Source organism: Oerskovia sp. Root22, assembly GCF_001429135.1.
GTDB classification, from domain to species: domain Bacteria; phylum Actinomycetota; class Actinomycetes; order Actinomycetales; family Cellulomonadaceae; genus Oerskovia; species Oerskovia enterophila.
This window is the reverse complement of the sequence record NZ_LMIL01000013.1, coordinates 88,321-101,886: the sequence shown is the minus strand read 5'-3', so window position 1 is coordinate 101,886 and position 13,566 is coordinate 88,321. Positions and strand designations below refer to the sequence as shown.

The following is a 13,566-nucleotide window of genomic DNA, read 5'->3' as shown; positions in this document are numbered from 1 at the left end:
TGGTTGCCCCCGCGTCATTGTGCCGTCGAGCCAGAAGAGCGACGGGTCGAGGCTCCTTCGCCCTCCGACGTGGTGACACTACTCCTTGAGCTCGAAGAAGATCGCGTGGGTCGCCGTCGACCCGGTGTTCTCACCCACGTGCACCTGGCCCGGCAGCCAGCGCGTCTCGCCCGGTTCGAGTGCAACCTCCATGACGCGGTCCCCCGCCGAGATGCGGCGCTCGAACCCGCTCAGCGTGTACATGACGCTGTCGGGGTGGTGGTGCGGGTGCGTCCGGGTCCCCGGTTCGTCGCGGTACTCCAGCACCCGGACCCGCTCGTTCTCGAAGATCGTCCGGTAGTGGTCCGGGTCGGTGACGGTCGGGTCGTCCGGTGCAGCGTTCTGGTCCTGTCCCATGCTCGCCTCGGAAGGTCGAGGCCCGCCGCCGTCGGCAGGCGTTCCTTCGAGCATCCCACCGCTGACCGGCGTCGCACCCTGACCGGCACGGCGGCACCGTGACGGCGGTCCGTCGTGCCGCGCCCGCGCAGGACGCGGCAGCCGTCAGCGGTCCGAGACGCCGTTCGCCCGCGCCCACGCGACCGCCTCGGAGCGCGTCGAGACGCCGAGCTTGCGGTAGATGCTGCGCAGCTGTGACTTGACCGTGTTGCGCGTGACGAACAACCGCGCGGCGACCTGTTCGAGGGTCACGTCCTCCGACAGGTTCGCCAGGACGACGAGCTCGCGCCGGGACAGCACGACCTCGTCCTCGACCTGTGGTGGCTCCGGTGCCACTCGTTCGGTGATGGACATGGTTCCTCCGCTCCGCCGGCCGTCCGCGGGTCCACGTCACGGTCGGTCCAGTGCTGTCTCTCTATGGGAAGAGACACCCCGGACCGGGGATCATGACGCGACTTCCCGTCATCTCGTCCCGGGAGTGCCTCACGCCGTGCGGCGCAGCCCCCGAGCGACCGCCAGCAGGCAGCCCGCGCACAGCACCGCGACCACGGCGAGGAGCACGGTGTACCCCGCGAGCGCCGTCGCGCCGGCCAGGACCACGGGGAGCAGGAAGCCCACGTAGGACAGGCTGTAGTAGACGCCCGTGAGCCCCGCGAGGTCCGTCGGGGTCGCGATGGCCTGGACCTCGATCAGCCCTGCGACCACGCAGATCCCGTACGCAGCCCCCAGCGTCACTGCGGCGACCCCGCCGAGCACGGGTGACAGGACAGCGCCGTTGGCCGCGGCGAGGACCATGCCGACCAGCATCAGGACCATACCCACGACGATCGCGCGCCCGCCCGTGCGGACGTTGATCCCCTTGACGAACGGTTGGACGGCGGCGCCCGTGCCCAGCGTCAGGACGGTCAGGAGCGTCGCGTACGCGAGCGACAGGTCGCCCGTCTGCTCGGTCACGAGCTGCGGCATGACCGCGTAGGCGATCCCTGCCGCCCCGAAGATCCACGGCGCGGCGGGCACGACGACCCGCACGAACCGGCGGTGGTGCGCGACGGGGACCCGCAGGTCGGCGAGGAGCGACGTCGTCGACCGATGGCCCCCGATGGTCTCGGTCGCGGTCGCGAGCAGAGCGAGCGCGAGCAGGCTCAGGACCACGTGACCGACGTAGGGCGTGATCGTGGGCCACGGCCCCCACTGGGCCAGCGCCCCCGAGACACCGGCGCCGACCCCGAACCCCAGGGTGAGCGAGAGCGACGGACGTCGCGCCCCTGCGGTCGCGTCGGCGACCAGGTCGAACGGCGCGCTCGACAGCTCCTTGACCCAGCTCGTCCCGACCGACATCGCGACCCCCACGCTCAGGCCCGCGAGGAGGCGTCCCAGGCAGATGACGAGCTCGCTGCCGAAGCCCAGCGCCAGCAGGACGCTGGCGCCGATCCCGCCCAGGACCCCGACGACGGCGAGCGGCTTGCGCCCGTACCTGTCGGACAGCGGCCCGGCCACGAGGAGGCCGGGCACGAGCCCCACGACGTACATGCCGAGGAACAGGTCGACCGTGACCACGGAGTAGTTCCCGAGGTCCTGGTACATGTGCAGGAGGGGCGTGAAGTGGTTGCCACCCCAGGCCATGACGACGAGGGCCGGTGCGACACGCAGCCAGCCGGGGAGCACGCGAAGGCGGTTCATGATCTTTCTCGAAGGACGACGAAACGGGTGGAGCAGGCGAGGTGGTGGGTCCGGCGGGACGTCAGCCGTAGTTGCCGCGCTGGACGTGCGCGCGCAGCGCGGCCTCGTAGGCGTCCGCGTCCCCGGCGCGGGCGAGCGTCGCGAGCTCGCGGTGGTCGGCCAGGAGGCGCGTGGGCGAGGTCGCGTCGCGACGGACCGCGCGGTGCGTGAGGAGCTCGAGGCGCGGGCCGAGCTGGGTGAAGAGGTCCTCGATCACGTCGTTGTCCCCGGCCCGGATGACCCGGGAGTGGAACGCGAAGTCCGCCTGCGAGAACGCGAGCAGGTCGCCCTCGTGCTCGGCGACCACCTGCTGGGCGACGAGGTCGTCGAGGTCGCGAGCGACGCCGTCGGGCAGCGGCTGCCCACCCAGGGCGCGGATCGCGGACGACTCGAGCATGATCCTGACCGCCAGGAGGTCCGCGACCTCCTTGTCCGGGACCGAGGCGACCACCGCGCCGCGCTTGGGGAACAGCGTCAGCAGGCGGCACGTCTGGAGCTGGAGGAACGCCTCGCGGACCGGGGTGCGGCTGATGCCGAGCTCGTCGGCCACCTCACCCTCGGTGAGGAGCGCCCCGGGCGCGATCTCCCCGGTGATGATCGAGGCGGACACCGCGGCGAACGCACGCTCGACCGCGCTGGGGGCCAGGTCCTCGGGCTTCTTGCGGGGCGACATCATTCGACGATAACACCTTAGATACAAGGGGGCATCTAAGGTTCCCGTGCAACGGTGTGGTCACAGGTCCGCGCGCCCCGTCGCCCACCCCTTCCCCGGCGCATAGCCTCGTCCGACCAGCCGACCCGACCGGATGGAGCACCCGTGCAGAAGACCGGCAACGACCCCGACGAGTACCTCGCGACCGTCCCCGAACGATTCCGCGCCGACGCCCTCCGGCTCGACGCCGCGATCTCGGAGGTGATGGCGGGCCGGTCCCGGGTCCTGTGGGAAGGGGTCTTCTGGGGCGGGACCGACCAGAAGATCATCGGGTACGGCGACCTGCTCCAGGCCCGCCCCCGCGGCGGGAGCGTCGAGTGGTTCACGGTCGGCCTCGCCGTCCAGCAGAACTACCTCAGCGTGTACGTCAACGCCACCGAGGACGGGCAGAACGTCGCCCAGAAGTACGCCGACACCCTGGGGCGCGCCAAGATCGGCAGCTCGAGCGTGGGGTTCAAGGCGCTCGCGGACATCGACCTCGAGGCGCTGCTGCACCTCGTGCGGATCGCGCGGGACCAGACGGCGTAGCGCGGAACAGCCGGGCACCAGCCGGGCACCAGCCGGGCACCAGCCGGGCCGAGAAGTGAGCAGATGCCCCTGGATCCGGCGATCCAGGGGCATCTGCTCACTTCTCGGCAGGGGCGGTAGTGCTCCGCAACCCGCGCAGCGCTACCGCTCCGCGGCCGGTGCGTGCATCTCGACGCTGATCTGGCTCGCGTCGAGCACCTTGAGCGTCTCGTCCATGGCCCCCGAGCTGTAGGTGCCGTGGTCGCGCACGTGCAGCAGCTCCTCGCGCTGCGCGGCCAGCACCGCGAGCCGCAGCTCGCGGTACTGCCGGTGCTGCTCGTCGGCCTCGGTGGCCTCACGGTCCACGAGGTCGTCGTGCGCGATCTCCTGGCGCACGCGCTCGATCGTCTCGGGTGCGTAGGGCGTCCCGTCGGGGCGCACGAGGCCGGGGGCGTCGATCACCTCGGAGGCCACGCGCGACAGCTCGCCCAGGAGCGCGAGGCGCTCGTCGCTCTCGGTCGAGGTGTCGACCGTCAGGTCGAGCCTGCGCACGACCCACGGGAGCGTGCCGCCCTGGACGAGCAGCGTCCCGGCCGCGACGAAGAACGCGATGAGGATGAGCAGCGCCCGGTGCGGGGTGTCGGCCGGGAGCGACTGCGCCGCGGCCAGCGTGACCACACCGCGCATGCCCGCCCACACGAGCAGCACGCCCTCGCGGCGCCCGAGCGGCTCCTGCGCCAGGTAGTCGATGTCCGCGATGCGCCGCGTGAGGAACGTCTGGACGCGGGCCATGCGGGACTGGAACCGCGGGTCGTCGGCCGCGAACGGCTCGGCCCCCGGTCCGCCACGGGCCCCGGCCAGGCCGCCAGGCCCACCCAGGCCCGGGACTCCCGCGCCGCCCGGCCCACCGGGGCCGCGGCGCGCTCGGCGCTTCCGCCGCCCTGTGCCGCGCTCACGGTCCTCGATCGTCGGCAGCTCTCCGCGCTCGAGCTTCTCGGTGACCGCCGAGAGCTTCTCGCGGACCTCGGGGTTGCGCCGGTTGGAGCGCTTCATGAGCCACAGCAGCACCGCGACGAACACCGACCGCAACGCGATGACCACGACCGCGGCCATGAGCGCGAGCCCCGCGGCCATCCACAGGCTGCCGTGCTCCTCGCGGACCTCCTCGACGAGCCCGAACACCTCGAGGCCCATGAGCAGGAAGACCCCGCTCTCGAGCAGGAGCTCGACGGTCCGCCAGTTGGCCTTCTCGGCGATCCGGTCCTGAGGGCTCAGGTGCCTGGGCGCGCCGAGCCCCGTGACGATGCCGGCCGTCACGACCGCGACCAGCCCGGACGCGCCCAGGTGCTCCGAGGGCAGGAACGCGATGAACGGCACGACGAACGAGATGGCCGTGTTGGACGTCGCCTCCCGCACGCGCGAGCGCAGCCACAGGTTGGCCTTGCCGACGACGAACCCGATCGCCACGGCGACCGCGACCGCGTAGACGAAGTCGCCCGCGACCTGCCCGACCGAGACCGTCGCAGCCGTGGCCGCGATGGCCGAGCGCAGCAGCACCAGGGCCGACGCGTCGTTGAGCAGGCTCTCGCCCTCGAGCACCGTCACGACGCGCGGCGAGACCCCGGCCTTCTTGACGATCGAGGTCGCGACCGCGTCGGTGGGGCTGATGATCGCGCCGAGCGCGATGCCCGTCGCGAGCCCGATCCCCGGGATGAGCAGGTGGAAGAGGAAGCCCAGGACCACGGCGCTGATGACCACGAGGACCACGGACAGCCCGCTGATCGCCTTGAGATCTCGTCGGAAGTCCATCGCGGGCATGCTGACCGACGCCGAGTACAGCAGCGGGGGCAGCACGCCGGCCAGGATCCACTCGGGGTCGACCTCGACGGCCGAGACCGCGGGCAGGAACGACACCGCGACGCCCAGCAGCACGAGGATCAGCGGGGCGGCGACCCCCAGGCGCGGCGCGAGGGCGGTCACGCCGACCACCGCCAGGACGCCGGCGATCAGGTAGGGGGCGAACTCCATGGGCATCTCGTCTCGCTCGGGGAACTACTTCCTATCAGACGAAGCATCGGCCGGAGCGGGCGCTACGCGTCGCGCGAGACCCACTCGGCGGCCTGGTCGCGCGCGGTGCGCAGCATCGCGGTCGCCTCGTCCTGGTTGACGCGGGCGAGCGCGAGCGCGCCCAGCAGCAGCGAGAGCAGCATGCGTGTGCGCTGCTCGACGACCGGGTCCGCGAGCGCCGGGGTCGCGGCGCGCAGCGCGCCGGAGAGGGCGTCGCTCAGCTCGGCCCGGTAGGCGTCGACCACGGCGCGCAGCGTCTCGTCGTGCCCGGCGGGACCGGTCGCGCAGTCGACCAGGAGGCAGCCGCGTCGCGGGGAGTCCGCGGGAAGCTGCCCGACGGCGGAGGCCAGGCCGTCGAAGTACGTCACCACGGCGGCGCCCGCCTCGCGCGGGGTGGTGCTCGCCCGGGCCGCGGCGACGAGGATGCGCAGGCGGGGGCGGATCACGGTGTCGAGGTAGTCCTCGACGGCCGCGTCGAAGAGCCCGCGCTTGGAGCCGAACGCGTGGTAGAGGCTCGACCGGTTCAGCCCGGTGGCGCGCTCGAGGTCGGGGAGAGATGCTCCCTCCAGGCCCTGGTCCCAGAACACGTCCCGGGCCGCCTGGACCACCGTGGTGGTGTCGAACGACTGCGACCTGCCCACGTGAACCACCTCACTTTCCGCGTCTCATATTGCACCGACCGGTACACAACTGTACCGTCGATTAATAGACCGAGCAGTTCACAATACCTTTCCGCCGGCAGCGGCAGGCACGAGAGCCCGCCCCTCACCCCCAAGGACACCTCCCATGACCGCGACCGCACTGGTCTTCGCCGGGCTCGCCGCAGTGATCCACGTCTACATCTTCGTGCTCGAGTCCGTGTCCTGGACGTCCCCCCGGACCCGGGCCACGTTCGGGACCACCGAGCAGGAGGCGCAGGCCACCCGCGAGCTCGCGTTCAACCAGGGCTTCTACAACCTGTTCCTCGCGGTCATCACGGCGATCGGGATCGTCGTGATCGCGACCGGGAGCACGGGCGTGGGCGCGGCCCTCGTGCTGAGCGCGACGGGCTCGATGGTCCTCGCGGGGCTCGTGCTGATCGTCTCGTCGCCCGCCAAGGCGCGCGCCGCGCTCGTCCAGCTCGTCCCGCCCGCGATCGCGGTCGTGCTCCTCGTGATCGCCCTGGTGTCCTGACCGCGGGCAGTCCCGCACCCACCGACCACCCCACCTGCCCGGACCACCGCACGCCGCACCGGCCCACCCGGCCGGAGCGGCGCCGTCGGGCATGCCGTACAGAACAACGACCGAAGGACCGAGAGACCCTCATGACCTCCTCCACGCAGATCCAGCTCGTCGCCCGCCCCACCGGCTGGCCCACGCACGACGACTTCCGCACCGTCCAGGTCGAGCTCCCCGAGCTCGCCCCCGGCCAGGTACGCGTCCGGAACGAGTTCGTGTCCGTCGACCCGTACATGCGCGGGCGCATGAACGACGTGAAGTCGTACACCCCGCCCTACGCGCTGGGCGAGACCATGACGGGCGGCGCCGTCGGGCGCGTCGAGGCCTCGACGGCCGAGGGCTTCGCGGTCGGCGACGTCGTGCTGCACCAGCTCGGATGGCGCGACGTGTCCCAGGCCGACGCCGCCGCGTTCCGCGTCGTCCCCGAGATCCCGGGCGTCCCGCTGTCCGCGTACCTGGGCATCCTGGGCATGACGGGGCTCACGGCCTACGTCGGGCTGCTCGAGATCGCGGGCCTGCGCGAGGGCGACACCGTGTTCGTCTCCGGCGCGGCCGGAGCCGTGGGCACCGCCGCGGGCCAGATCGCGCGCCTCAAGGGCGCGGGGCGCGTCGTCGGATCGGCCGGGACCCCCGAGAAGGTCGCGCTCCTGACCGAGCGCTACGGCTACGACGCGGCGTTCAGCTACAAGGACGGGCCGGTCGCCGACCAGCTCGCCGTGGCCGCGCCCGACGGGATCGACCTGTACTTCGACAACGTCGGCGGCGAGCACCTCGAAGCCGCGCTGGGCGCGTTCAACGACTTCGGCCGCGCGGCCCTGTGCGGCGCGATCTCGCAGTACAACGAGACCGAGCCCGCGGTGGGCCCGCGGAACATGGGCAACATGGTGACGCGCAGCCTCATGCTCAAGGGCTTCACGATCGGCAATCACCTCGAGCACTTCCCCGCGTTCTCGCGCGACATGGGCGCCTGGCTCCAGGCGGGCGAGGTCGTGTTCGACGAGACCGTGGTCGACGGGATCGAGAGCTCGGTCGACGCGTTCCTCGATCTCATGCGGGGCGCGAACACGGGCAAGATGGTCGTGCGCGTCTGAGGTTCTCCGGCCGGCCTCGTGCCGGCCCGGCCCGGGGCCGCGCCTAGAACGCCACCGAGTGCGTCCTGAGCGCGGCCTCGTCGCGTGCGGGCCGGGCACCCGCCGGACCGTCGCTCCCCTGGTCCCCCTGCCCGACGGCGCCACGCGCCCCGACAGGTCGCGTCACCCCGCGCTGGTCGAGGATCGGGCGCACGCCCTCGGCGAACCAGTGCGCCTCCTCGAGGTGCGGGTAGCCCGAGAGCACGAACTCGTCGAAGCCCGCCTCGTGGTACTCCTGCACGAGGTCGGCGACCTCCTCGTGGCTGCCCACGAGGGACGTCCCGGCCCCGCCGCGCACGAGCCCCACCCCCGCCCACAGGCCCGGGTGCACCTCGAGCGACCGCGAGCGGCCGTCGAAGCGGTCGCCGTTGAGCGCGGCCATGCGCCGCTGGCCCGTCGAGGACGACGAGCGGAACTGGGCCTGCGCGGCCGCGACCTGCTCGGGCGACCACGCGTCGAGGAACTTCTCGGTGACTCCCCACGCCTCGGCCGACGAGTCGCGGCTGATGGTGTGCAGCCGGATGCCGAACCGCAGGGTCCGGCCCCGCTCGGCAGCAAGCTCGCGCACCCGGTCGATCTTGGCCTTGGCCTGGGCGGGCGGCTCGCCCCACGTGAGGTAGACGTCGGCGTGCTCGGCCGCGACGGGCAGCGCGGCCTCTGAGGAGCCGCCGAAGTAGATGGGCGGCGCAGGGTCCGGCGGCACCGGGACGCGACCGTCGCGGATCCGGTAGTGCTGCCCGTCGAGGTCGAGCGGCTCGCCCGAGAACAGCCCACGCACGACGGCCAGGAACTCGGCCGTGCGCGCGTAGCGCTCGTCGTGCTCGAGCCAGTCGCCGAACCTGCGCTGCTCGCTCTCGTCCCCGCCCGTCACGACGTTGAGGCGCACGCGCCCGCCCGAGAACCGCTGGAGCGTCGCGGCCATCTGCGCGGCGAGCGTCGGCGACACCAGGCCCGGGCGGAACGCGACGAGGAAGTGCAGCCGCTGCGTCTCGCGCAGCAGCGCCGCGGTCGTCAGCCATGCGTCCTCGCACCAGGTCCCGGTCGGGGTCAGGACGGCCTCGTAGCCCAGGCGGTCGGCCGTGCGCGCGACGTCGGTGAGGTAGTCGAGCGTCGGGGCGCGGAAGGCCTGCGCCGTCCCGGGGGTCGTCGCGGCGTGCGAGGACCCGACGACGGTGCGCCCGTCCCCCGACGTCGGCAGGAACCAGTGGATCGCCGCGGTCATGTCTCCTCCGTCCGGCGCGAACCCTCCTGTGGACGGTCCTCGTGGGCCCGGCGGGCCGTTCGGTCGAGGAGGTCGCGGGTCGCACGCGTCGGCGGACCGTAGGCCGCGACGAGGGGCCGGTCAAGCCGTTCGCGGAAGCTCTCGCGGGCTGGGACGGGGTGTGCGCTCACCCAGGAATGCGAAGGCCACGATCGCGAGGCCCACGTAGAGCGGCACGAGCAGCAGGACGTCAGGGCTCGCCAGGTCGACCTCGACCCCCGTCCCCCGCGCCGACAGCACGACCCGGTTGACCGTGAGGAAGGCCAGGTGGGCGCCGACGCACGTCCACACGCTCGCGGTCCGGCTCGCGTCGCGCGCGTAGGCGAGCATGAGCCCGAACACGGCGAGCAGCAGGGCGTACGAGACCGGGTCCTCCCCCGGAGGGACGACGCCCCACGGGAACGGCTCGACGCCCAGCAGGCGCGTGAGCCCTGCGCCCACGACGACCGACGTCGAGGCTGCCGCCAGGAACAGGGCCGTCGTGACCACGATCGCGACCCAGCGCGCATACCGGGACCGGAGCGTCGTGAGCACGTAGCCACGGAGCGAGATCTCCTCCGGCACGGCCTCGTAGAGCAGCGCGATCAGCGCGTTGGTCACGAGGAACAGCAGCAGGTCTCCGGCCGCGATCGCACGCCAGGTCACCCACCCCGCTGCGGTCGCTCCGCCCAGGACGACCAGGGCCGCAGCCAGGACGACGCCGAACCCCAGCACCGCCGTCCGGACCGCGGTGAGCGGGCCGACCAACCCGATGCCGCGCAGCGGACGGCCGTCGACCCGGCGCCGGAGGAACAGGATCGTCGGGACGACCAGCGACGTCACGAGCAGCGCGGGGACGAGTCGGGCGAGGAACCCGTCGAGTCCCCAGAGCTCTGCCGCCGCGATGCCGAGCGCGACCGAGGCACCGAGCCCGACCCCCATGACGGCGGCGCCGAGCACCGCGCGGGCGAGCGCGTGCGGGAGCGGCGGTTCGGTGGAGACGGGCGAGTCCCGACGGGCGGGCGTGGGCGGTTCTCGTCGCCCCGGCGCAGGAGGCGTGGCGCGTGCGGCCACCGGGGTCGCGGCATCGGCCGGTCGAGGGGTCCTCGTGCTGGGCGTGGTGGGATCCGCGTCGTCGGGGGCCATCGGTCCATCCTGCCGTCGGACCGGTGCGCCACGCCAGGCCGCTTCGGGGGCGACGCGCGCTCCTCCCCCGCAGGAGGGAGACGTGGTCCGTCGCGGGCCGGTGCCGCGGAGCTCCGGGACCCGCAAGAATCGTCCGCATGGTCATCGCCGCCCGGGCCCCCGGGTCCACCGCCCCGCCGTCGTCCTCCGGTCCCGACGGCACACCCGGACGCTTCCGGGTGGCCGGAGCCAGTCCCGGAAGCGAGCGAGCGGGCCGGCGCGGCTGGGTCTTCCCCGGCGTCCTCGCGCTGCTCGTGGGGCTGTTCGCGATGATCACTCCCTTCATGTATCTCGAGGGAGCCCCGCCTGGCCTGTGGGGCGACACCCTCGCCACCATGCCGCTGATCAAGCCGGTCATGGAGCTGGGCAGCCTGAGCGCGACCATCGGGGTCCTCCTCTCGCGGCGTTCGCTCGGTCTGGCCTGTTCTCTCGCTGCCTGGCCCTTCCTCCTGGCGCCACTCGTCGCGACCTTCGTCTGGTCCTGGTGGCTCGCGCTGCTCGCGATCGCCGTGGTCTGCGCGTACGACGGGTGGCGACGGGCGGTCGTACCGTTCGTCCTCGCCGTGGGAATCGCCGCGGGGTACTGCCTCACGGGCATCTACGCGCTGCTCCCCGTCGGCCCGGTGACCCCTGGAGACGGGTCCAGCGGGTTGACGTTCGTCCTTTACATCGTCTACTCGGTCGCCGTGCTGGTCACGAGCGCTGCGATCGGCGCTGGCCGCCGTGCCAGGCTCCGCACGGTCGCAGCCGACCGCGCGTCCGAGCAGGCGCACGAGGTCGAGACCGTCGCGCTCGAGCGGGCCCGGATCGCGCACGACCTGCACGACGTCGTCGCGCACCACATCTCGCTCGTCGCCGTCCGCGCGGAGTCGGCACCGTACGTGCACCCGTCGATCGACGCCGAGTCCCGGGTCGTGCTCGCGGAGATCGCCGACGACGCCCGGCACGCGCTGGGAGAGCTGCGCCAGGTGCTCGCGGTGCTGCAACGCACCGAGGGTGCCGACCGGGCCCCGCAACCTGGGTCCGGTGACATCGTGGCGCTCGTGGACGCCGCCCGCTCGGCCGGGCAGCAGGTGAAGGTCGTCGGTGACCTGCCGGTGCTGCCGTCAGCCCAGGGTCTCGTGCTCTACCGCGCGGTCCAGGAGTCGCTCACGAACGCGCGTCGCCACGCCCCGGGGCAGCCGGTGACGCTGACGCTGACGCTCGGGACGGGAGCGGCGCCGTCGGGCACGGACCAGTTGTCAGAACTGAGCCGGGCGATACCCCGGGCCACTTCCGACAACGAGTCCCCGCTGGCGGGCTCCCACCAACCCACCGGTGCGTCCGACGCCGCAGCCGACACCGCTCCCCCTGAGCCCACCGGCACCCCCGGCACCACCGCTAACGCCGAGCCCACCGGCACCTCCGGCGCCGACAGCACCACCGGCACCCACAGCGCCTCGGCCACGCTGACCGCCCGCATCTCCAACCCCCTGGTCCCCCGCACGTCGCCCGCCGCCCCCGGCCGCGGACTGCTCGGGATGCGCGAGCGCGTCGAGTCGATCGGTGGCTCGCTCACCGCGGGCGAGGAGGGCGGCTCGTTCGTCGTCGAGGTCTCGCTGCCGGTCCACGCACCGGAGCACGTCGGCGCCCCGGAGCTCACAAAGACCACGCCTACGACGCTCGCCACACCGAGCGACGCACCCGCGCCCGACATGCCCCACGGAACCGACGCACCCGACGGGACCGGCGCATGACCCGCGTCGTGGTCGCCGACGACCAGCCCGTGGTCCGCTACGGCTTCGCCGCGATCCTCGACGCGGCCGACGACATCGACGTCGTCGGGTCGGCGGGGAACGGGGCCGAGCTGCTCGACGTCGTCGCCGCCCGCCGGCCCGACGTCGCTGTCGTGGACGTGCGCATGCCCGTCATGGACGGGATCGCCGCGACGGCCGAGATCTGCGCACGCCACCCCGGCACGAGCGTCCTCATCCTCACGACGTTCGACCTCGACGAGTACGTGTTCGACGCGCTCCAGGCCGGGGCCTCGGGCTTCCTGCTCAAGGACACCCCGGCTCCCCGGCTGGTCGAGGGTGTGCGTCTCGTCGCGGACGGCTCGATGCTCCTGGGACCGACCATCACGCGCCGCCTGGTCGGCGACTTCGCGCAGCGCACGACCCGGGCCGCCCCCGGGATCGAGAACCTCACGGGCCGCGAGCGCGAGGTGCTGCTCACGGTCGCCCGCGGGCTGTCGAACGCGGAGATCGGTGCCGAGCTGTTCATCACCGAGCAGACCGTGAAGTCGCACGTCTCCGAGGTGCTGCGCAAGCTCGCGTGCCGCGACCGGGTGCAGCTCGTGATCGCGGCGTACGAGTCGGGGCTGGTCGGGCTGTCGGAGCGAGCCTGACCTCGACGCCGCGCCGCGCCGGGTCCCGAGCCCTGGTGCGGGCGACCGCCCGCGCGGATACTGGCCGGATGCGCCGCACGTCCTCGAGCAGGTCGCGGGTCGCCGTCCTCGTGGGTGGCGGTCTGCTCCTGGGTGCGCTGAGCGGGTGCGTCGCGGGCAATCCTCCGCCGACCAGCACCTCGGCCGCGCCGAGCGTGCCCTCGGCGGGCAGCACCGCACCGACGCCCACCCCCTCGAAGCGCTCGCCCCCGGCGCCGCAGGCCCTTCCCGAGCCGACCACCGCGTCACCGGAACCCGGCGTGCCCGAGTTCAGCGCCGCCGTCGGGCCGGTCACTCCCGAGCTCGCAGAGCGCATGACGCCCACGTCGTGGCGCGAGGGCTGCCCCGTCGCGCTCGCCGACCTGCGCTACCTGACCGTGTCCCACCGGACGTTCGACGGGGGTGTCGCGACGGGCGAGCTCGTCGTGCACGCCGACGTCGCGGACGGTGTCGTCGAGGTGTTCCACGACCTGTTCGACGCGGGCTACCCGATCCGGTCGATGCGGCTCGTCGACGACTTCGGGGGCGACGACGACGCCTCGATGGCCGCCGACAACACCTCGGCGTTCAACTGCCGCCCGGTCGCGGGCACGGACCGGTGGTCCGAGCACGCGTACGGCCGCGCCCTGGACCTCAACCCGGTCGAGAACCCGTGGGTCTCGGGCGACGCGGTCGAGCCGCCCGCCGGAGCCGAGTTCGCGTCGCGCCCTGCGGTCGCAGGCGTGATCGCGCCCGACGACGCCACGGTCCGCGCGTTCCTGGCCGCCGGGTGGCAGTGGGGCGGGTACTGGACCGGGCCGGTCGACCATCAGCACTTCTCGACGAACGGGACCTGACGTCCTCACGGGCACTCGATCGTCCCTGCGCCCAGGCGGTGCAGCAGGCCGACCGACCGACGATGCACGCACATCGGCAGATGGCTCCTACG

Annotated in this window: 14 protein-coding genes; 6 read left to right on the top strand and 8 right to left on the bottom strand. The window is 73.0% G+C overall.

Annotation, left to right across the window (positions count from 1 at the left end; genetic code table 11):
- Nucleotides 1-78: 78 nt before the first annotated feature.
- The 4 genes from ASE15_RS19270 to ASE15_RS19255 all read right to left on the bottom strand — a co-directional run bounded on the left by ASE15_RS19270 (nucleotide 79) and on the right by ASE15_RS19255 (nucleotide 2,827).
- A complete protein-coding gene (locus ASE15_RS19270) occupies nucleotides 79-396 on the bottom strand; it encodes a cupin domain-containing protein (protein ID WP_056765231.1) in 318 nt (105 codons plus the stop codon).
- 144 nt (nucleotides 397-540) lie between these two features.
- Entirely contained in the window at nucleotides 541-789 is a 249-nt protein-coding gene (locus tag ASE15_RS19265) for a helix-turn-helix transcriptional regulator (protein WP_056654260.1), read from the bottom strand.
- Between the two features lie 129 nt (nucleotides 790-918).
- Nucleotides 919-2,115, bottom strand: coding sequence for an MFS transporter (locus tag ASE15_RS19260; protein ID WP_056765227.1), 1,197 nt, complete (start codon nucleotides 2,113-2,115; stop codon nucleotides 919-921).
- A 61-nt stretch (nucleotides 2,116-2,176) separates the two neighbouring features.
- Entirely contained in the window at nucleotides 2,177-2,827 is a 651-nt protein-coding gene (locus ASE15_RS19255) for a GntR family transcriptional regulator (protein ID WP_068626035.1), read from the bottom strand.
- Between the two features lie 144 nt (nucleotides 2,828-2,971).
- Between ASE15_RS19255 and ASE15_RS19250 the strand changes: the two genes are divergently transcribed.
- The gene (locus tag ASE15_RS19250) at nucleotides 2,972-3,394 is read left to right on the top strand and encodes a hypothetical protein (RefSeq protein WP_056654250.1); all 423 of its coding nucleotides are present in this window, start codon (nucleotides 2,972-2,974) and stop codon (nucleotides 3,392-3,394) included.
- A 141-nt stretch (nucleotides 3,395-3,535) separates the two neighbouring features.
- Here the strand turns inward: ASE15_RS19250 and ASE15_RS19245 are convergent, their stop codons facing one another.
- Nucleotides 3,536-5,401 (bottom strand): sodium:proton antiporter, encoded by a 1,866-nt coding sequence (locus ASE15_RS19245; RefSeq protein ID WP_056765221.1) that lies wholly within the window; start codon nucleotides 5,399-5,401, stop codon nucleotides 3,536-3,538.
- A 62-nt stretch (nucleotides 5,402-5,463) separates the two neighbouring features.
- On the bottom strand, nucleotides 5,464-6,081 hold the full coding sequence (locus ASE15_RS19240; RefSeq protein WP_056654243.1) for a TetR/AcrR family transcriptional regulator: 618 nt from the start codon (nucleotides 6,079-6,081) through the stop codon (nucleotides 5,464-5,466).
- A 145-nt stretch (nucleotides 6,082-6,226) separates the two neighbouring features.
- Between ASE15_RS19240 and ASE15_RS19235 the strand changes: the two genes are divergently transcribed.
- Both ASE15_RS19235 and ASE15_RS19230 read left to right on the top strand, forming a co-directional pair.
- The gene (locus ASE15_RS19235) at nucleotides 6,227-6,613 is read left to right on the top strand and encodes a DUF1304 domain-containing protein (RefSeq protein ID WP_056654240.1); all 387 of its coding nucleotides are present in this window, start codon (nucleotides 6,227-6,229) and stop codon (nucleotides 6,611-6,613) included.
- 131 nt (nucleotides 6,614-6,744) lie between these two features.
- Nucleotides 6,745-7,749 (top strand): NADP-dependent oxidoreductase, encoded by a 1,005-nt coding sequence (locus ASE15_RS19230; RefSeq protein WP_056654238.1) that lies wholly within the window; start codon nucleotides 6,745-6,747, stop codon nucleotides 7,747-7,749.
- Between the two features lie 43 nt (nucleotides 7,750-7,792).
- On the opposite strand, the gene ASE15_RS19225 is transcribed toward ASE15_RS19230, so the two are convergent.
- The gene (locus tag ASE15_RS19225) at nucleotides 7,793-9,010 is read right to left on the bottom strand and encodes an LLM class flavin-dependent oxidoreductase (protein ID WP_082618614.1); all 1,218 of its coding nucleotides are present in this window, start codon (nucleotides 9,008-9,010) and stop codon (nucleotides 7,793-7,795) included.
- Nucleotides 9,011-9,130: 120 nt separating this feature from the next.
- Nucleotides 9,131-10,174 (bottom strand): CPBP family intramembrane glutamic endopeptidase, encoded by a 1,044-nt coding sequence (locus tag ASE15_RS19220; protein ID WP_056765219.1) that lies wholly within the window; start codon nucleotides 10,172-10,174, stop codon nucleotides 9,131-9,133.
- Between the two features lie 137 nt (nucleotides 10,175-10,311).
- Between ASE15_RS19220 and ASE15_RS19215 the strand changes: the two genes are divergently transcribed.
- The 3 genes from ASE15_RS19215 (at nucleotide 10,312) to ASE15_RS19205 (ending at nucleotide 13,474) form a co-directional block, all read left to right on the top strand.
- Nucleotides 10,312-11,949 (top strand): histidine kinase, encoded by a 1,638-nt coding sequence (locus tag ASE15_RS19215; RefSeq protein ID WP_056765216.1) that lies wholly within the window; start codon nucleotides 10,312-10,314, stop codon nucleotides 11,947-11,949.
- On the top strand, nucleotides 11,946-12,599 hold the full coding sequence (locus tag ASE15_RS19210) for a response regulator transcription factor (protein ID WP_056765213.1): 654 nt from the start codon (nucleotides 11,946-11,948) through the stop codon (nucleotides 12,597-12,599). The genes ASE15_RS19215 and ASE15_RS19210 overlap by 4 nt, the downstream gene beginning before the upstream one ends.
- Nucleotides 12,600-12,667: 68 nt before the next feature.
- Complete coding sequence (locus ASE15_RS19205) at nucleotides 12,668-13,474, top strand: M15 family metallopeptidase (RefSeq protein WP_056765210.1); 807 nt, start codon at nucleotides 12,668-12,670, stop codon at nucleotides 13,472-13,474.
- The last annotated feature ends 92 nt before the right edge of the window (nucleotides 13,475-13,566 follow it).